The sequence below is a fragment of the Micromonospora sp. DT228 genome, assembly GCF_049841595.1.
Lineage (GTDB): Bacteria > Actinomycetota > Actinomycetes > Mycobacteriales > Micromonosporaceae > Micromonospora.
The window spans coordinates 349,202-366,160 of sequence record NZ_JBNCKO010000003.1 but is presented as its reverse complement, the minus strand read 5'-3'; the positions used below and the strand labels follow the sequence as shown (position 1 = coordinate 366,160).

Below are 16,959 nucleotides of genomic sequence, written 5' to 3'. Positions count from 1 at the left end.
CGCGCTCACCGGTCCGTACCCTTCAGGGCCGTCTCCTCGGCGGTCAGCTCGCGCTGCGGAAGGATCGCCGGGGTGCTGCGGTCGGTCAGGCGGCCGTCGGGCAGCCGGGCCGGGGTGGCCACCGACGAGGAGGTCGCGAAGACGCCGGGGCCCGGTTTCGGGCCGGGGTAGTTGCCCGGGGCGAAGCGCGCCTTCATGGTCGACACCTGGTCGACCTTGTCCTGCTTCCGCCGCTCGACGTGGGCCAGCACCATCGCGCCGACCGCCGCGGTGATCAGCAGTGCCGAGGTCAGCTCGAACGCGAAGACATACTTGGTGAACAGCAGCCGGGCGATGCCTTGCACGTTCCCCTCCGTGTTGGCCTGCTCGAGGCCGACCGCGGTGGTCCCGTCCAGCGCCTGGTAGAGGCCGGTGGCGACCAGGCCGGCGAAGCCCAGGCCGAGCACGATCGCGGCGACCCGCTGGCCCCGCAACGTCTCGATCAGCGAGTCGGTGGAGTCCCGACCGACGAGCATCAGCACGAAGAGGAACAGCATCATGATCGCGCCGGTGTAGACGATGATCTGCACCATGCCGATGAACGGACCGGCCTGGAGCACGTAGAACACGCCCAGACAGAGCATGGTCAGCACCAGCCACAGCGCCGAGTGCACGGCGTTGCGCGCGGCCACCATCCCGATCCCGCCGATCAGCGCGAGCGGCGCGAGGATCCAGAAGGTGACCGCCTCGCCGCCGGAGACCGAACCGGCGGCGGCGAGCACCGTAGACGTGGTCATGCTCCCTCTCCCTTGCCGGCCGCGGCCCGCTGGGCGGCCTGCTCGGCGCCCGGGAACGTCACGCCGGGGTGCTCCTCGACCTGGTAGCGGCCCGGACCCATCGGGGACGTCTCCGCACCGGCGGAGGTGCCCGGGTTGTCCAACGCGCCGATGTAGTAGTCCTTCTCGCTGTCACCGAGGCGCATCGGGTGCGGCGGCTGCTCCATGCCCTCCAGCAACGGCGCGAGCAACTGCTCCTTGGTGAAGATCAGGTCCTGCCGGTTGTCCCGGGCCAACTCGTACTCGTTGCTCATGGTGAGCGAACGGGTCGGGCAGGCCTCGATGCACAGCCCGCAGAAGATGCACCGGGCGTAGTTGATCTGGTAGACGCTGGCGTACCGCTCACCCGGCGAGAAGCGCTGCTCGTCGGTGTTGTCGCCACCCTCGACGTAGATCGCGTCCGCCGGGCAGGCCCACGCGCACAGCTCGCAGCCGATGCACTTCTCCAGGCCGTCCGGGTGCCGGTTGAGGATGTGCCGCCCGTGGTAGCGCGGCGCCGACACCGGCGGCTTGAACGGGTAGTCGGTGGTGACGACCTTCCTGAACATGTGCGAGAAGGTGACACCGAATCCCTTGAACGTTCCGGTGATCGCGCCCACGTCACACCTCCCTGGAGTCCGAGCCGGCAACGATGTTGGCCGGCTCCCGCTCGGCGACCACGCGCGTGATGCGCGGGCTCGGTGGTACCTGAAGATCCATCGGTGGCAGCGGGAAGCTCCCGTACGGCCGGTTGTCGACCTGCTCCTGCGTCGTCGGCTTCGGCTTCGGACGCCGGCTGGGCCAGAGGATCGTGACGAGCAGCAGGATGCCGGCCGGAATACCGACGGCGATCAACTTGCCGCGCGAGTCCCAGTCCTCGATGGACCGCAGACCCGACAGGACCAGGATCCAGACCAGGTTGATCGGCAGCAGCACCTTCCAACCGAGGCGCATGAACTGGTCGTAGCGCAGCCGGGGCAGCGTGCCGCGCAGCCACACGAACACGAAGACCAGCGCGATCACCTTGCCGAAGAACCAGAGCATCGGCCACCAACCGGAGTTGGCGCCCTCCCACAGGGTGATCGGCCAGGGCGCACGCCAACCGCCGAGGAACAGCGTGGTGGTGACCGCGGACATGGTCACCATCGCGACGTACTCACTGAGCATGAAGAGCGCGAACTTCAGCGAGCTGTATTCCGTCATGAAGCCCGCGACCAGCTCGGACTCGGCCTCGGGCAGGTCGAACGGCGCCCGGTTGGTCTCACCCACGGTGGCGATGAAGAAGATGACGAAGCTGGGCAGCAGCAGGATCGCGTACCAGCCCGGCGCCGGGATCGACTGACCGAAGACGCTCAGCTCGGTGCCGTGCGCCTGCTTCGCGACGATCCCGCTGGTGCTCATCGTGCCGGCGGTCATGAAGACCGCCACGATGGAGAGCCCCATGGCGACCTCGTAGGAGATCATCTGGGCGCTCGACCGCAGGCCGCCGAGGAGCGGGTACGTCGAGCCGGAGGCCCAACCGCCCAGCACGATGCCGTAGACGCCCATCGACGAGCAGGCCAGCAGCAGCAGCACCGCCACCGGCACGTCGGTGACCTGCAACGGCGTGTGGTGGCCGAAGATGCTCACCATCGGGCCGAACGGCACCACCGACAGGGCGGTGACCGCGCAGATCACCGAGATGGTCGGCGCGAAGAAGTAGACGACCTTGTCGGCCGCCTTCGGCAGGATGTCCTCCTTGAAGGCCATCTTCAGGCCGTCGGCGAGGGTCTGCAGCAGACCGAACGGGCCGACCTGGTTGGGGCCGGGCCGCACCTGCATGTAGCCGACCACGCGCCGCTCGAACCAGACACCCAGCAGGGTGGCCAGCAGGCCGAAGGCGAACGCGAAGACGACCTTGCCGAGAACCAGCCACCATGGATCCCGGCCGAAATCGGCAAGCGTCGGATCCTGGGCCAGGAGTGACGGAGTCACTGGTTACCCCCGGAGTTGAGGAGCGGGAGACCGGTCTCGTCGGCCGCCACGCGTCCGGCCGGGATGGCCGTTCCCGTCGCGGGGACGGAGATCCGGACGACCGCGCCGGACGTCGCCCCGAGGCTGCGTCGCACGGTCGAGCCGGGTGAGTTGGTCGGCAGCCAGACAACGCCGTCCGGCATCTCGGTGAGCTCGGCCGGCAGGGTCAGCGCCCCCCGGTCGGTGCCGACCGTGACCGCGTCGCCGTCGGCGACACCGAGCGCGTCGGCGGTGCCCTTGCCCAACCGGACCACCGGCGGGCGAGCGGTGCCGGCGAGGTTCTCGTCGCCCTCGGTCAGGCTGCCGAGGTCCACAAGTTGGTGCCAGGTGGCCAGCACGGCCTCCCCGGCGCCCGGCTGCGGCACCCGGGCCGGCGCCACCGACGGCGAGGACGGCCGCGACGTACGCGTCGCCGGCAGCGCGCCCAGCTCGCGACGCACGCTCGGCACGTCAGCGGTGCCGAGCCGCACGTCGAGCAGCGCGGCGAGCGCGTCGAGCACCCGACCGTCGGTCATCGCGGCGGTGGTCAGCACCGCCTCGAACGGGCGCAGCCGACCCTCCCAGTCCAGGAAGCTGCCGGCCTTCTCGGCCACCGGGGCGATCGGCAGCACCACGTTCGCCCGCCGGGTCACCGCGGTGGGGCGCAGCTCCAGGCTGACCAGGAACGGCACCGCGTCCAGGGCGGCCTCGGCCAGTCGCGGGTCGGCCAGGTCGGCCGGGTCGACCCCGCCGACGAGGAGCGCACCGAGCTGCCCGTTGGCGGCGGCGTTGAGGATGCCGTCGGTGTCCCGACCGGCCTGGCTCGGGATCACCCCGGCCGGGATGTCCCACGCCTCGCCCAGCTCGGCGCGGGCGGCCGGTTCGTTGACCAGACGTCCACCGGGGAGCAGGTTGGGCAGGCAGCCCGCGTCGACCGCGCCGCGGTCACCCGCGCGCCGCGGCACCCAGGCCAACTTCGCGCCGGTACGCCGGGCCACGTCCGCCGCCGCGGAGAGCCCGCCCGGCACACTCGCCAACCGCTCGCCGACGATCAGGATCGCGCCCGGCGCGCTCAGCGCCTCGGCGACCGTGGCGTGCTCGGCGAGCACGCTGGCCTCCTCGCCCGGCACGACCCGGGCCAGCTTGGCGCCGAGCTTCTCCAGGCCGCGGGTGGCGAACGGCGCCAGCGCGTACACCGTCAGGGTCTTCTTCAGGTACGCCTTGCGCAGCCGCAGGAAGAGGATCGGGCACTCCTCCTCCGGCTCCAAACCGACGAGCACCACCGCCGGCGCGTTCTCCACGTCGGTGTAGGTGACGTCGGTGACCCCGGCGACCGAGCTGGCCAGGAAGTCGGCCTCCTCGCGGGAGACCGGCCGGGCCCGGAAGTCGATGTCGTTCGTGTTCAACGCGACGCGGGCGAACTTCGCGTACGCGTACGCGTCCTCGACGGTCAGCCGGCCGCCGGTGAGCACCGCCGTGCCCTGCCCGCCCTCCCGGGCGGCGTGCAGCCCTTCGGCGGCCACGGTGAGCGCCTCACTCCAGGACGCCTCGCGCAGCTCACCGGTGCGCTCGTCGCGGACCAGCGGGGTGGTCAGCCGGTCGGTGGCCCGGGTGTACTGGAAGCCCCACCGGCCCTTGTCGCAGTTCCACTCCTCGTTTACCTGCGGCTCGTCGCCGGCCAGCCGGCGCAGCACCTTGCCGCGACGCCAGTCGGTGCGCTGCCCGCAGCCGGCCGAGCAGTGCTCGCAGACGCTCGGGCTGGAGACCAGGTCGAACGGGCGGGCCCGGAACCGGTACTGGGCGCCGGTCAGCGCCCCCACCGGGCAGATCTGCACGGTGTTGCCGGAGAAGTAGGAGTTGAACGGCTCGTCGCCGGCGTCGCCGTCCTCGCCGTACGCGTCGTCCCGGTAGATGTTGATCTCTTCGGCGGACGACCGGCCCATCAGGTCGATGAACTTGTCGCCGGCGATCTCCTCCGAGAACCGGGTGCACCGCTGACAGAGGACACAGCGCTCGCGGTCCAGCAGCACCTGGCTGCTGATCGCCATCGGCTTCTCGTACTCCCGCTTGTGCTCGTGGAAGCGCGAGTCGGTGCGGCCGGTGGACATCGCCTGGTTCTGCAGCGGGCACTCGCCGCCCTTGTCACACATCGGGCAGTCCAGCGGGTGGTTGAGCAGCAGCAGCTCCATCACCCCCTCCTGCGCCTTCTTGGCGACCGGCGAGGTGAGCTGGGTCCGTACGACCATGCCGTCGGCGACGGTCTGGGTGCAGGAGGCGACCGGCTTGCGCTGCCCCTCCACCTCGACCAGGCACTGCCGGCACGCGCCGGCCGGGGCCAGCAGCGGGTGGTCGCAGAACCGGGGGATCTCGGTGCCCATCTGCTCGGCGGCCCGGATCAGCAGCGTCCCCTTGGGGGCGGTGACCTCGACGCCGTCGATGGTGAGCGTGACGGTCTCGGTCTGCTTGGCTACGTCGGTCATCAGTGCGCCCCTACCAGGGTCTTCTCCGACAGCTTGGGTGCGGTGCGTCCCTCGATGTAGTCGAGGTAGTCCTGCTTGAAGTACTTCAGCGACGAGGTCACCGAGCTGGTCGCGCCGTCACCGAGACCGCAGAACGAGCGGCCCAGGATGTTGTCGCAGGTGTCCAGCAGGGTGTCCAGGTCCTCGTGGGTGCCCTGGCCGGCGAGGATCCGTCGGTAGACCCGGACCATCCAGTAGTTGCCCTCCCGGCACGGGGTGCACTTGCCGCACGACTCGTGGTGGTAGAACTCCAGCCACCGGTACGTCGCGTAGACCGGGCAGTCCTGGTCGGAGAAGATCTGGGTGGCAGTGGTGCCGAGGATCGAGCCGGCCGCCGCCACGCCCTCGAAGTCGAGCGGCACGTCCAGGTGCTCGGCGGCCAGCAGCGGGGTCGACGAGCCGCCCGGAGTCCAGAACCGCAGGTGGTGACCGGGCTGCATCCCGCCGGCCAACTCCAGCAACTCGCGCAGCGTGACGCCCATCGAGCACTCGTACTGGCCCGGGTTGACGATCCGGCCGGACAGCGAGTAGATCATCGGCCCGGAGGACTTCTCGGTGCCCATGGACTTCCACCAGTCGGCCCCACCGAGCACGATCGGCGGCACGCTGGCGATGGTGCCGACGTTGTTGACCACCGTCGGGCTCGCGTACAGGCCATGGGTGGCCGGGAACGGCGGGCGCAGCCGAGGCTGACCCCGGAACCCCTCCAGCGAGTCCAGCAGCGCCGTCTCCTCGCCGCAGATGTACGCCCCGGCGCCGGAGTGCACCACCAGCTCCAGGTCGTAGCCGCTGCGCAGGATGTTGCGGCCGAGGTAGCCCTTGTCGTACGCCTCCTGGACCGCGTTGCGCAGCCGGCGCGCGGCGTGCACCGCCTCGCCCCGGATGTAGATGTAGGCGCGGCTGGCCCGGATCGCGTACGACGCGATGATCACGCCTTCGACCAGCGCGTGCGGGTCGTGGGTCATCAGCGGCAGGTCCTTGCAGGTGCCCGGCTCGCCCTCGTCGGCGTTGACCACCAGGTAGTGCGGCTTGCCGTCGCCCTGTGGGATGAAGCCCCACTTGAGGCCGGTCGGGAAGCCGGCGCCACCCCGGCCGCGCAGCCCCGAGTCCTTGATCAGCTGGATCAGGTCGTCGGGGTGGGCCTTGAGCGCCTTGCGCAGTGCGGCGTAGCCGTCGAGCTGCTCGTACGTGCCGATGCGCCAGGCGTCCGGCGACAGCCAGCGCTTGGTCAGCACCGGCGTCAGCTTGGCCACGGTCTCCGGGCGGGGAGTGGTCACTTCTGGGCCCCCGTTTCGTTCGCGTCCGCCGGTCCGACGCCGTCGGCGTCCGTGCCGGCCTTCGCTTCGGTGAGGTTGCGCTCCTGCGCCCCGGCCTCGTCGCCGGCGGGCTTGCCGTCGCCGGCCGGCCGGTTGGCCGCCACGCCGGCGGCCTCGGCCGACCGCGCGTCGCGCGGCTCGGGCGCGGTGCTGTCCGTCGGGACCTTGGTGCCGGGGGCGTCCGGCACCGCCGTGCCCGCGTCCGGCTGCCGGGTCTCGGCGGTACGCACCTGCGGCGACTTGTCGTCAGGCGCCTTCACGTCCGGGGCGGTGCTGCCGCTCGCGGCGGCGGGAGCCGGCTCGCCGGCACCGGCGTTGCCGGGCGTCGGCGCGGAGGCGCCGTCCCCGCCCTTGACCGGGGCGGCGCTGGCCTCGACCGGAGCCGGCTTGGCGGCCTCGGCCTTCGCCTTCGCCTCGGCGGCGGCCTTGTCCGCCTCCGCCTTGCTCCGGATCGGGGTGTTCGGGTCGAAGCCCGGCACCGAGACGCCGTGCTGCTGGGCCAGCCGCAGCCCACGCAGGGTCGGCTCGCCCGGCCCGCCGTCGGCGACCGCGCCGTCCCGCTCGTCGGCGAAACCGGCGAGCTGCACCGCCATCTCCTTGAGCGTGCAGAGCCGGGCGCCCCGGGTCGGCATCGGCCGCCCGCCCGCCCGCAGCTCGTCGACGACACCGACCGCGGTGGCGGCGTCCACGCCGTCGAAGAAGTCGTAGTTGACGGTCATCACCGGGCCGTAGTCGCACGCCGCCAGGCACTCGGCGTGCTCAAGCGTGATCGTGCCGTCGGCGGTGGTCTCGTCGTGCCCGACGCCCAGGTGCTCAGCGAGGGTGTCGTAGACCTCCTGGCCACCGAGCACGTTGCACATGGTGTTGGTGCAGACGCTTACCAGGAAGTCACCCGTCGGCTTGCGCTTGTACATCGTGTAGAAGGTGGCCACCGCGCCGACCTGGGCCTTGTTCAGCCCCAGCACCTCGGCGCAGAACGTGACCCCGGCCGGGGAGACGTACCCCTCCTGCGCCTGCACCAGGTGCAGCAGCGGCAGCAACGCCGAGCGGGACCGGTCCGCCGGGTAGCGGGAGATGATCTCGCGCGCCCGCTCCCGGGTCTCTTCAGTGAAAACACTCATCGGTCACAACCACCCATCACCGGGTCCAACGAGGCGCCGCCGGCGATCACGTCGGCGATCAGACCGCCCTCGGCCATCGCCGGGAGGGCCTGCAGGTTGACGAAGCTCGGCTCCCGGTAGTGCACCCGGTACGGCCGGGTGCCACCGTCGGAGACCGCGTGCACGCCCAGCTCGCCGCGGGGCGCCTCGATGGCGACGTACACCTGGCCGGGCGGGACCCGGAAGCCCTCGGTCACCAGCTTGAAGTGGTGGATCAGCGACTCCATCGACTGACCCATGATCTTTGCGACGTGCTCCAGCGAGTTGCCCATGCCGTCCACGCCGATGGCGAGCTGCGCCGGCCAGGCGATCTTGCGGTCGGCGACCATCACCGGGCCCGGACGAAGCCGGTCCAGGGCCTGCTCGACAAGCTTCATCGACTCGCGGATCTCGGCGAGCCGGACCTGGTAGCGACCCCACACGTCACCGTCGGGGTGGGTCGGCACGTCGAACTCGTAGTTCTCGTAGCCGCAGTACGGCATCGTCTTGCGCAGGTCCCAGGCGAGGCCGGCGGAGCGCAGCACCGGGCCGGTGATGCCGAGCGCCACGCAGCCGGTCACGTCCAGCACCGCGACGTTCTTCGTCCGCTCGGTCCAGATCGGCTGGCCGGAGAGCAGGTCCTCGTACTCCTTGAGCTTCTTCGGCATCATCTTGAGGAACTCACGGATCTTGACGATCGCGTCGTCCGGCACGTCCTGCGCCACACCGCCCGGCCGGACGTACGCGTGGTTCATCCGCAGGCCGGTGATGGTCTCGAAGATGTCGAGGATGTACTCCCGCTCACGGAAGCCGTACAGCATGATCGAGATCGCGCCCAGCTCCATGCCGGTGGTGGCCAGCCAGACCAGGTGCGACGAGATCCGGTTGAGCTCCATCATCAGCACGCGGATGGTGGTGGCCCGCTCGGTGATGTCGTCGGTGATGCCGAGCAGCTTCTCGACCGCGAGGGCGTACGCCGTCTCGTTGAAGATCGGGGCGAGGTAGTCCATCCGGGTCACGAACGTCGAGCCCTGAACCCAGTTGCGGTATTCGAGGTTCTTCTCGATGCCGGTGTGCAGGTAGCCGATGACGGAGCGGGCCTCGCGGACCGTCTCGCCCTCCAGCTCCAGGATCAGCCGCAGCACCCCGTGCGTGGACGGGTGCTGTGGACCCATGTTGACGACGATCCGCTCGTCGTTGATCGGGTCGGTGCCCGAGACGATGGTGTCCCAGTCCCCACCGGTGACGGTGAAGACCCGACCCTCGTCGGTCTCGCGCTCACTCGCGTAGTTCGACGTCGTCACTGGTACGACCTCCGCTCGTTCGGCGGCTGGATCTCCGCGCCCTTGTACTCGACGGGGACACCGCCGAGCGGGTAGTCCTTGCGCTGCGGGTGGCCCTCCCAGTCGTCCGGCATGAGGATCCGGGTCAGGTTGGGGTGGCCGTCGAAGACGATGCCGAACATGTCGTACGCCTCGCGCTCCTGCCAGTCCGCCGTCGGGTAGATGGCGGTCACGCTGGGCAGGTGCGGGGCCGCTACGGACACCGCGGCCTCCAGTCGGACCCGACGCCGGTACGTCATCGAGGTGAGCAGGTAGACCACGTGCAACCGGCGCTCGTCGGCGCCCAGATAGTCCACGCCGGACACCGAGGAGCACAGCTCGAACCGCAGCGCCAGGTCGTCCCGCAGCACCTGGCAGACCTCGGCGATCCGCTCCGGGCGGACGTGCAGGGTCAGCTCGCCCCGGTCGACGACGACCTTCTCGATCGCGTCGGCGAAGGCCGGGTACGCCTCCTCCAACGCGTCCCGGACCTCGTCGAAGTAGCCCCCGTACGGCCGGGACGCCTCCTCGACGGGCTGGCGCTGGCGGACCAGGCCGCCGTAGCCGGACACGTCGCCGGTGCCCTGGTTGCCGAACATCCCGCGACCGGCCGGGCTGGCCGGCGGAAGCTCGGCGGGGGCACCGCTTGTGGCGCCGGCCGGCGTGACCGGCACCGGCACCCCGCCGTCGTTGGGCTTGTCCGTGGGTGACGTCATTTGGGACCTGCCTGCGGGTGGAGGTGGTTCTGAGCGTTCATCCAGTTCTCGATCCGCAACTGCTCCTCGCGGCCCTCGCGGACCGCTCGGGTCCACTCGGCCCGGCGGGCCTTGTCGCTGCGGTACGAGGAGGGCATGGAGCCGTAGGGCACGACCGGAACGTCGCCGCGCTCCTGGCGGGCGGCCAGCATCTTGCGGCCGTTCGGGCCCAGCGGCTCATACATGATCTTCTCGCGGAGCTTGAGGATCGCGTCGATGAGCATCTCCGGCCGGGGCGGGCAGCCGGGAAGGTACATGTCGACCGGCACCACGTGGTCGACGCCCTGCACGATCGCGTAGTTGTTGAACATGCCGCCGCTGCTGGCGCAGACGCCCATGGACAGCACCCAGCGGGGCTCGGCCATCTGGTCGTAGATCTGGCGCAGCACCGGAGCCATCTTCTGACTCACCCGGCCGGCCACGATCATCAGGTCGGCCTGCCGGGGGGACGCCCGGAAGACCTCCATGCCCCAGCGGCCCATGTCGTAGTGCGGACCACCGGCGGCCATCATCTCGATGGCGCAGCAGGCCAGGCCGAAGGTGGCGCCCCACACGGACGACTTCCGGGACCAGTTGACCAGCTTCTCCACCGAGGTGAGCAGGACGCCGGCGGGAAGCTTCTCCTCGATGCCCATCTGACGTTCCTTCCTCAGTCCCAGTCCAGGCCGCCGCGCCGCCACACGTAGGCGTACGCAACGAAGACCGCGACGATGAACAGGACCATCTCCACGAAGCCGAAGATCGGCAGGGCGTCGAACGAGACCGCCCAGGGGTAGAGGAAGATGATCTCGATGTCGAAGACGATGAAGAGCATCGCCGTCAGGTAGAACTTGATCGGGAACCGGCCGCCGCCGACCGGCTGCGGGCTGGGCTCGATGCCGCACTCGTAAGCCTCGAGTTTGGCCTTGTTGTAGCGACGGGGACCGGCGAAGCGGGCGGCGCCGACGGAAAACAGCGAGAACGCCGCGGCGAGGGCGAACAGCCCGATGATCGGTGCGTAAGGCGAGAGCGTCATCGTTTTCTCCTGCTCGTCCTTCCCTGCCCTCGGTGCTTGACGAAAATCACACTATTCACGTCCCTCGCAGTGGCAGTCGGCGGGGGTCGATCTTTGTCGGCGTCGGGGCTGTGACCAGCACCGATGCCGTCCTACTCAGACAGCCGGAGCGACCTTCGTCATCGCGTTGATGACCCGGTCCATCGCGTCCCCGCCACGCGGGTCGGTCAGGTTGGCCAACAGCTTGAGGACGAAACGCATCAGCGTCGGGTGCGGCATGCCGTGTTTGGTGGCGATCCGCATGATCTCCGGGCGGCCGATCAGTTTCACGAAGATGCCGCCCAGCCGGTAGTAACCGCCGAGGCGGGCCTTCAGCTCGTTCGGGTACGCCAGCAGCGCCCGCTCCCGCTCCGGCCCGGCCGGCCGGGCGAGGGCCTGGACGATGACCTCGGCGGCCAGCTCGCCGGACTCCATCGCGTACGCGATGCCCTCGCCGTTGAACGGGTTGACCATGCCGCCCGAGTCGCCGACCAGCAGCACCCCTCGGGTGTAGTGGGGCACCCGGTTGAAGCCCATCGGCAGCGCGGCGCCGAGGATCGGACCGTCGGCGTTCGTCTCGTCGGTCATCCCCCAGTCTTCCGGGGTGTTGGCGAGCCAGTCGGTGAGCAGCCGGCGGTAGTTGGTCTTGCCGAACGCGGAGGACGAGTTGAGCACGCCGAGGCCGACGTTTACCCGCCCGTCACCGAGACCGAAGATCCAGCCGTACCCGGGCAGCAGGTTGTCGCCGCTGTCCTTGCTGCGCAGCTCCAGCCAGGACTCCAGGTAGTTGTCCTCGTGCTTGGCCGGCGAGCGGTAGTAGCGGCGGACGGCCACGCCGATCGGCCGGTCCTCCCGCTTGGCCAGCCCGAGCGCGAGCGGGAAGCGGCCGGAGACGCCGTCCGCCGCGACGACGAGCGGGGCGTGGAACGTGGTCGGCTCCTTGCCCGGACCGACCTCCGCCTCGACGCCGGTGACCCGGCCGTCACCGTCGAGCACCGGGCCCAGCACGTTGACGTTCGTGCGCAGCTTGGCGCCGGCGGACACCGCCCGCTGGGCGAGCAGGTCGTCGAAGTCGAGTCTCGTGCGCACCAGGCCGTAGTTGGGGAAGCTGGCCAACTCGGGCCAGTCCAGCTCGAGGCGTACGCCGCCGCCGATGACCCGCAGGCCCCGGTTGTGCAGCCAGCCGGCCTCGGGCGAGGTGTCCACACCCATCCGGATGAGCTGGCGCACCGCGCGTGGGGTCAACCCGTCGCCGCAGACCTTCTCCCGGGGGAACTCGGTCTTCTCCAACAACAGCACCCGTACGCCGTGCCGGGCCAGGTGGTACGCAGTAGCTGATCCACCGGGACCGGCGCCCACGACAATGACGTCGGCGTCGTGTTCCACCGGGGTCATTCGCGCCTCCTCCCGCACGCTCGTGAAATGCTTCACAAGCCAGACGGGACGAGTGTATGACCGGCGTCATACCTGCGCAGGATCAGGGGTACCTAACTCGCCGATGTGACAGCCCCCGACCGTCCACAGCGGTCGAGTGTCAGGCCGGGCTGGAGGCGTCCAGACCCGCATCGACCCGGATCGCCTCCGGCAGATGCTCCCGGAGCGCGCCGCCCGCCGCCCGGTCCAGCGCCGCCAACACCTCGGCGACCACCTGCCGGACCTCCACCGGATCGGCTCCCGCCAACGCGCGCAGTTGCGCGACGAGTTCGGCCGCGTCGTCGTCGGTGGCGGCCACCGGGTCCGCCGGGTCTGCTCCGGTCATGCGGACGAGCGTACGGGGCAAAGTGGACTAACGACCGATATTCACGAAATCTGAGCGATGTCCGCATCGGTCCCGTCGACTACTCGCGGATCCCCCGGTGCAGGGCCACCACACCACCGGTCAGGTTGCGCCACGCCACCCGACCCCACCCGGCCGCGGCGACCCGGCCGGCAAGCGCGGCCTGCGCCGGCCAGGCCCGCACCGACTCGGCGAGGTAGACGTACGCGTCGGGGTTGCTCGACACCGTGCGGGCGACCACCGGCAGCGACCGCATCAGGTACGACAGGTAGACCGTCCGGAAGACCGGGTTGACCGGGGTGCTGAACTCGCAGATCGCCAACCGCCCGCCCGGGCGGGTGACCCGGGCCAGCTCCCGCAGGGCCGCGTCGGTGTCGCTGACGTTGCGCAGCGCGAAGGAGATGGTCACCGCGTCGAAACTGGCGTCGGCGAACGGCAGCCGCAGCGCGTCGCCGGCCAGCAGCGGCACCTCGGGACGGACCCGCTTGCCGGCGTACAGCATGCCCAACGACAGGTCGGCCCCCACCGCGTACGCCCCGGACTGCGCCAGCTCCCGGGTCGAGATGCCGGTGCCCGCGCCCACGTCCAGCACGCGCTCGCCCGGCCGCAATCCGAGCGCCGCCCGGGTGGCCCGACGCCAGGACCGGTCCTGGCCGAAGGAAATCACCGTGTTGGTCAGGTCGTAACGCTCCGCCACGCCATCGAACATCGCGGCGACCTCGTGCGGCTGCTTGTCCAGACTGGCGCGCTGGCCCTGCGGGGAACGGCTCACCCCTCCACTCTGCCAGCCGCCCGCCAACCGGCGCCCGTGGGGTGGTGCGGCACCCCGGGTACGCGAGGGGGCGGGGTGGTCGCCCACCCCGCCCCCACGTCATGCCGGCGTCCGGACGCCGACTGTCAGCGCCGCTGTCAGTCGGTCGACTTCTCGTCGCTCGGAGCGACCAGGACGACCTTGCGCCGGCGGGAGAGCACCAGCAGCGCGCCGCCCACCAGCAGGATGATGGCGCCGATGCCACCGATCAGGCCGACCTGCACACCGGTGACCGGCAGGCCGCCGCCACCGGAGCCGCCACCACCGGCAGCCGGCGACGTGCTCGTGCCCGGCGTCGGCGTCGCGCCCGGACTGGGGGTACCGCCCGGCGTCGGGGTGGCCGTCCCACCCGGGGTCGGCGTGGCGGTGGGCGTCGGGGTGGCCGTGGCGCTCGGCGTCGGGGTCGGCGTCGGCTGCGCGGTCAGGTCGACGAAGACGTCGAAGACCGCCTGGTTGTCGCCCTCGTCGACCTCGGTGAAGGCCTTCCGCTGGGCGCTGGTCGCCGGCTCGGGCTGCTCGTCGGCCTGACCCGTCGCGGCGTCGAGACCCTGCGCGACCAGCTCGCCAACCCGCAGCACCGGCTCGGTGACGTCCGCGCCGACAGTCACCTTGACGTCCGCCGTGTAGTACTCACCGGGCTTGATCACCGCGCCGTCGTCCTGGCAGAGCGCCTGGGCGATGCCACCGAAGGTCTGCGACGTGCAGGCGTCCGGCAGGGTGGCGAAGGTGACGCCGGCCGGGAGCGTGAGCACGTAGGACAGGCCGGTGGCCTTGCGGCTGCCGTCGTTGTAGACAGCCCAGTCCAGCGGCACCGTCTCGCCGCGCCTGACCGGCCGGAGGTTGGGATCATCGCCCTTGACGCCGTTCACCACGACGTTCGCGTAGACGTCCTGCACCCAGCTGGTCAGGTCGTAGCCGCGCTTGCCGACGGTGATGTCGTGCTCGACCCGGTTGTCCTTGAGCTTGGGGTCGGCGGTGGCCGACTTGATGGTGACCACAAGCGTGCCGGCCTCGCCGCGCGCGCCCGTGGAGAAGAGCGGAATGCCGAAGTCCTCGCTGGTGCCGGCCGGCACGTCGCCGAGCGGGCAGGTAAACGTCTTGCCCTTCACCTGGCAGCCGTTGGGCACGACGACCCCGACCACGCTCTTCAGCAGGTTGCTGGTGTCCACGGTGTAGCTGACGCCCTTGGCGGCGACCGTGCTCCGGGTGTTGTCCACCAGGAACTTGAACGGCTTCGCCTTGGCCTCCTTGACGCCCTTGGCCAACTCGGTGCTGAGCGGCACCAGTGCCAGATCGGCCTTGTCGGCGGCCTGCGCCGGGGCGGCCACGGTGGCCAGGCCACCGGCCGCGAGCAGGGCCACCACGCCAGCGCGGGCCAGGGCCGTGCGGTGGAACGCTGTCATCGGTCCCCCGAGGGATAGGGATAGAAGAATTGATTGCGGAACGAGCGGACGCTATCGGAGGTCGATCACGCACGCCAGCGCCCACGGCCCTTTTCATCCGTCCGGCCCCGGGTCCGCAGACGGTACGGGCGGGATGGTCACCCATCCCGCCCGTACCGCCGTGCGTTATATGAACGACCCGCAACGGGCCGATGGAGGACAGCCGGCGAACACCAATCAGACCATCCGCCACCAGCACGATCGCGCTGACTCACCGGTCGACGGTGGTGACGGATACGAGCCGGGACGCTAGCCGCCGACGATCACCTTCACCACCCCGAAGCGGACAGCCTGACGCTGCGGCGACCGGGACCACCCGTACCGCCGGGGCGAGCCGGCGGGAGCATGAGCCTCGATCAACCGAACGGCCGGGCGTCGAGCCGCGTCAGTTGACCTCGACAAGCGGCAGGGATCGACCCGCGCCACCGCCGGGGAGCGCGATCGAGGAGAAGTGCGAGACCACCCGATCGTCGGTTGGGTCGTCGGCGGGCGTGTGGTGCACGGCGAGCCGGTTGTAGAGGGTGTCGCGCTGCGCGGGGATCCGGTCCGCCGAGCGGATCATGCCGATCAGCTCGTGCAGGTTGGAGCGGTGCCGCGCGCCGGCGGAGGAGATCACGTTCTCCTCCAGCATGATCGAGCCGAGATCGTCCACGCCCATGTGCAGCGAGAGCTGCCCGACGTCCTTGCCGGTGGTCAGCCAGGACGCCTGCAGGTGCGGCACGGTCTCGAAGAAGAGCCGGGCCACCGCGACGAGGCGCAGGTATTCCAGGGTGGTCGCCTGGGTGCGGCCCTTGAGGTGGTTGTTCTCCGGCTGGTACGTCCACGGGATGAAGGACCGGAACCCGCGGGTGCGGTCCTGCACGTCCCGGATCATGCGCAGGTGCTCGATTCGTTCGGCGTGCGTCTCGCCGGTGCCCATCATCATGGTGGCGGTCGACTCGATGCCCTGCCGGTGCGCCAGCTCCATGACCTCCAGCCAGCGCTCGCCCGACTCCTTGAGTGGCGCGATCGCCTTACGCGGACGCTCCGGCAGCATCTCCGCGCCGGCGCCCGCGATCGAGTCCAGACCGGCGGTCTTAATCCGGGCGATGGCCTCGTCCAGGCTCACCCCGGAGACCTTCGCCATGTGCAGGATCTCGCTGGGGCCGATCGAGTGGATGACCAACTGCGGGTACGCCTGCTTGACCGAGGAGAACAGCTCCTCGTAGTACTCCACGCCGTAGTCCGGGTGGTGCCCGCCCTGGAGCATCACCTGGGTCGCGCCCAGCTCGACCGCCTCGCCACACCGGCGCAGGATCTCCTCGGTCGGGTGGGTCCACCCTTCCGAGTGCTTCGGCGCGCGGTAGAACGCGCAGAACTTGCACGCCGTCACGCAGACGTTCGTGTAGTTGATGTTGCGGTCGATCAGGTACGTGACGACGTTGTCCGGGTAGCGCCGCCGACGCACCGCGTCCGCCGCCTCGCCCAACCCGTGGAAGGGCGCCTCGGTGTAGAGCAGCAGGGCTTCCTCGGGCGTGATCCGCCCGCCGTCCGCGCCACGCTGCAGGATGTCGTCGATCTCCCGGCTCACCGTCACGCCCCCGAGCGTACGTCGGCCCCCGGCCCACCCTTCGTTCCGGGCACGCGGATGTGACCTCGACCGGACACGCGTCACCAGGAAGCCGCAGCAGGTCTGATGGAGCCCGGGGAACGCGAAACCCGGCTCGCCCACCGTCCGGAAGGCTGCCGGGTCCACTTCCAAGGAGCTACTGCCCCTGGCAGTCGCAGGTTACCTCTGTCCGGAGCTTGCAAACGAGGAATTGGTCTGTTCCGTCTTTCTCGCCCATCCGGCCCCTCCTACCCGGGACCGGTCACCCGGGTTAGCGCTCCGACGGCATGCGACGAACGAATCGGGCCCAAGCTTCACGCTCGAAGGCCAGGACCGGGCCGGCCGGGTCCTTCGAGTCGCGTACGGCGACCGCGTGGGTCAGCTCGGCGACCTCGACACAGTCGGCGTTCGAGCCGCTGCGGCTGGACTTGCGCCAGGTCGCGCCGGACAGCTCCGGAGTGATCATCGGGG

At 70.4% G+C, this 16,959-nt stretch carries 16 protein-coding genes; all 16 read right to left on the bottom strand.

Features of this window, described 5'->3' with window-relative positions; genetic code table 11:
• Nucleotides 1-5 precede the first annotated feature (5 nt).
• Nucleotides 6-776 carry an NADH-quinone oxidoreductase subunit J gene (locus ACLQ29_RS08470; protein WP_425757367.1) on the bottom strand — a complete coding sequence of 257 codons (771 nt, stop codon included), beginning with the start codon at nucleotides 774-776 and terminating at the stop codon, nucleotides 6-8.
• Nucleotides 773-1,414 (bottom strand): NADH-quinone oxidoreductase subunit NuoI, encoded by a 642-nt coding sequence (gene nuoI, locus ACLQ29_RS08465; RefSeq protein WP_425771070.1) that lies wholly within the window; start codon nucleotides 1,412-1,414, stop codon nucleotides 773-775. Before nuoI ends, ACLQ29_RS08470 begins: the two co-directional genes overlap by 4 nt.
• A gap of 1 nt (nucleotide 1,415) precedes the next feature.
• Nucleotides 1,416-2,768 carry an NADH-quinone oxidoreductase subunit NuoH gene (gene nuoH, locus ACLQ29_RS08460; RefSeq protein ID WP_425771069.1) on the bottom strand — a complete coding sequence of 451 codons (1,353 nt, stop codon included), beginning with the start codon at nucleotides 2,766-2,768 and terminating at the stop codon, nucleotides 1,416-1,418.
• Nucleotides 2,765-5,266 carry an NADH-quinone oxidoreductase subunit G gene (locus ACLQ29_RS08455; RefSeq protein WP_425771068.1) on the bottom strand — a complete coding sequence of 834 codons (2,502 nt, stop codon included), beginning with the start codon at nucleotides 5,264-5,266 and terminating at the stop codon, nucleotides 2,765-2,767. The genes nuoH and ACLQ29_RS08455 overlap by 4 nt, the downstream gene beginning before the upstream one ends.
• Nucleotides 5,266-6,582 carry an NADH-quinone oxidoreductase subunit NuoF gene (gene nuoF, locus ACLQ29_RS08450; protein WP_425771067.1) on the bottom strand — a complete coding sequence of 439 codons (1,317 nt, stop codon included), beginning with the start codon at nucleotides 6,580-6,582 and terminating at the stop codon, nucleotides 5,266-5,268. The genes ACLQ29_RS08455 and nuoF overlap by 1 nt, the downstream gene beginning before the upstream one ends.
• Nucleotides 6,579-7,742 carry an NADH-quinone oxidoreductase subunit NuoE gene (nuoE, locus tag ACLQ29_RS08445; protein WP_425771066.1) on the bottom strand — a complete coding sequence of 388 codons (1,164 nt, stop codon included), beginning with the start codon at nucleotides 7,740-7,742 and terminating at the stop codon, nucleotides 6,579-6,581. The genes nuoF and nuoE overlap by 4 nt, the downstream gene beginning before the upstream one ends.
• Nucleotides 7,739-9,064: an NADH-quinone oxidoreductase subunit D gene (locus tag ACLQ29_RS08440; protein WP_357251500.1), complete on the bottom strand. Its 1,326-nt coding sequence runs from the start codon at nucleotides 9,062-9,064 to the stop codon at nucleotides 7,739-7,741. Before ACLQ29_RS08440 ends, nuoE begins: the two co-directional genes overlap by 4 nt.
• Nucleotides 9,061-9,798, bottom strand: coding sequence for an NADH-quinone oxidoreductase subunit C (locus tag ACLQ29_RS08435; RefSeq protein WP_425771065.1), 738 nt, complete (start codon nucleotides 9,796-9,798; stop codon nucleotides 9,061-9,063). Before ACLQ29_RS08435 ends, ACLQ29_RS08440 begins: the two co-directional genes overlap by 4 nt.
• Nucleotides 9,795-10,472 carry a NuoB/complex I 20 kDa subunit family protein gene (locus ACLQ29_RS08430; RefSeq protein ID WP_030486262.1) on the bottom strand — a complete coding sequence of 226 codons (678 nt, stop codon included), beginning with the start codon at nucleotides 10,470-10,472 and terminating at the stop codon, nucleotides 9,795-9,797. The genes ACLQ29_RS08435 and ACLQ29_RS08430 overlap by 4 nt, the downstream gene beginning before the upstream one ends.
• Nucleotides 10,473-10,486: 14 nt before the next feature.
• Nucleotides 10,487-10,852, bottom strand: coding sequence for an NADH-quinone oxidoreductase subunit A (locus ACLQ29_RS08425; protein ID WP_074316036.1), 366 nt, complete (start codon nucleotides 10,850-10,852; stop codon nucleotides 10,487-10,489).
• A 135-nt stretch (nucleotides 10,853-10,987) separates the two neighbouring features.
• Nucleotides 10,988-12,265 (bottom strand): geranylgeranyl reductase family protein, encoded by a 1,278-nt coding sequence (locus ACLQ29_RS08420; protein ID WP_425771064.1) that lies wholly within the window; start codon nucleotides 12,263-12,265, stop codon nucleotides 10,988-10,990.
• Nucleotides 12,266-12,404: 139 nt separating this feature from the next.
• Entirely contained in the window at nucleotides 12,405-12,629 is a 225-nt protein-coding gene (locus ACLQ29_RS08415; protein WP_393365596.1) for a hypothetical protein, read from the bottom strand.
• A 79-nt stretch (nucleotides 12,630-12,708) separates the two neighbouring features.
• On the bottom strand, nucleotides 12,709-13,419 hold the full coding sequence (locus ACLQ29_RS08410; RefSeq protein ID WP_425771063.1) for a demethylmenaquinone methyltransferase: 711 nt from the start codon (nucleotides 13,417-13,419) through the stop codon (nucleotides 12,709-12,711).
• Between the two features lie 137 nt (nucleotides 13,420-13,556).
• Nucleotides 13,557-14,861 carry a cell wall anchor protein gene (locus ACLQ29_RS08405; RefSeq protein ID WP_425771062.1) on the bottom strand — a complete coding sequence of 435 codons (1,305 nt, stop codon included), beginning with the start codon at nucleotides 14,859-14,861 and terminating at the stop codon, nucleotides 13,557-13,559.
• 424 nt (nucleotides 14,862-15,285) lie between these two features.
• The gene (mqnC, locus tag ACLQ29_RS08400) at nucleotides 15,286-16,476 is read right to left on the bottom strand and encodes a cyclic dehypoxanthinyl futalosine synthase (protein WP_425771061.1); all 1,191 of its coding nucleotides are present in this window, start codon (nucleotides 16,474-16,476) and stop codon (nucleotides 15,286-15,288) included.
• Between the two features lie 283 nt (nucleotides 16,477-16,759).
• Complete coding sequence (locus ACLQ29_RS08395) at nucleotides 16,760-16,954, bottom strand: DUF397 domain-containing protein (RefSeq protein ID WP_425771060.1); 195 nt, start codon at nucleotides 16,952-16,954, stop codon at nucleotides 16,760-16,762.
• Between the last annotated feature and the right edge of the window lie 5 nt (nucleotides 16,955-16,959).

Coding starts and splice junctions, on each gene's coding strand:
- ACLQ29_RS08405 (WP_425771062.1), bottom strand. CDS start 14,861: ATGACAGCGTTCCACCGCACGGCCCTGGCCCGCGCTGGCGTGGTGGCC.
- ACLQ29_RS08455 (WP_425771068.1), bottom strand. CDS start 5,266: ATGACCGACGTAGCCAAGCAGACCGAGACCGTCACGCTCACCATCGAC.
- ACLQ29_RS08430 (WP_030486262.1), bottom strand. CDS start 10,472: ATGGGCATCGAGGAGAAGCTTCCCGCCGGCGTCCTGCTCACCTCGGTG.
- ACLQ29_RS08425 (WP_074316036.1), bottom strand. CDS start 10,852: ATGACGCTCTCGCCTTACGCACCGATCATCGGGCTGTTCGCCCTCGCC.
- ACLQ29_RS08470 (WP_425757367.1), bottom strand. CDS start 776: ATGACCACGTCTACGGTGCTCGCCGCCGCCGGTTCGGTCTCCGGCGGC.
- ACLQ29_RS08435 (WP_425771065.1), bottom strand. CDS start 9,798: ATGACGTCACCCACGGACAAGCCCAACGACGGCGGGGTGCCGGTGCCG.
- ACLQ29_RS08395 (WP_425771060.1), bottom strand. CDS start 16,954: ATGATCACTCCGGAGCTGTCCGGCGCGACCTGGCGCAAGTCCAGCCGC.
- ACLQ29_RS08420 (WP_425771064.1), bottom strand. CDS start 12,265: ATGACCCCGGTGGAACACGACGCCGACGTCATTGTCGTGGGCGCCGGT.
- ACLQ29_RS08415 (WP_393365596.1), bottom strand. CDS start 12,629: ATGACCGGAGCAGACCCGGCGGACCCGGTGGCCGCCACCGACGACGAC.
- nuoE (WP_425771066.1), bottom strand. CDS start 7,742: ATGAGTGTTTTCACTGAAGAGACCCGGGAGCGGGCGCGCGAGATCATC.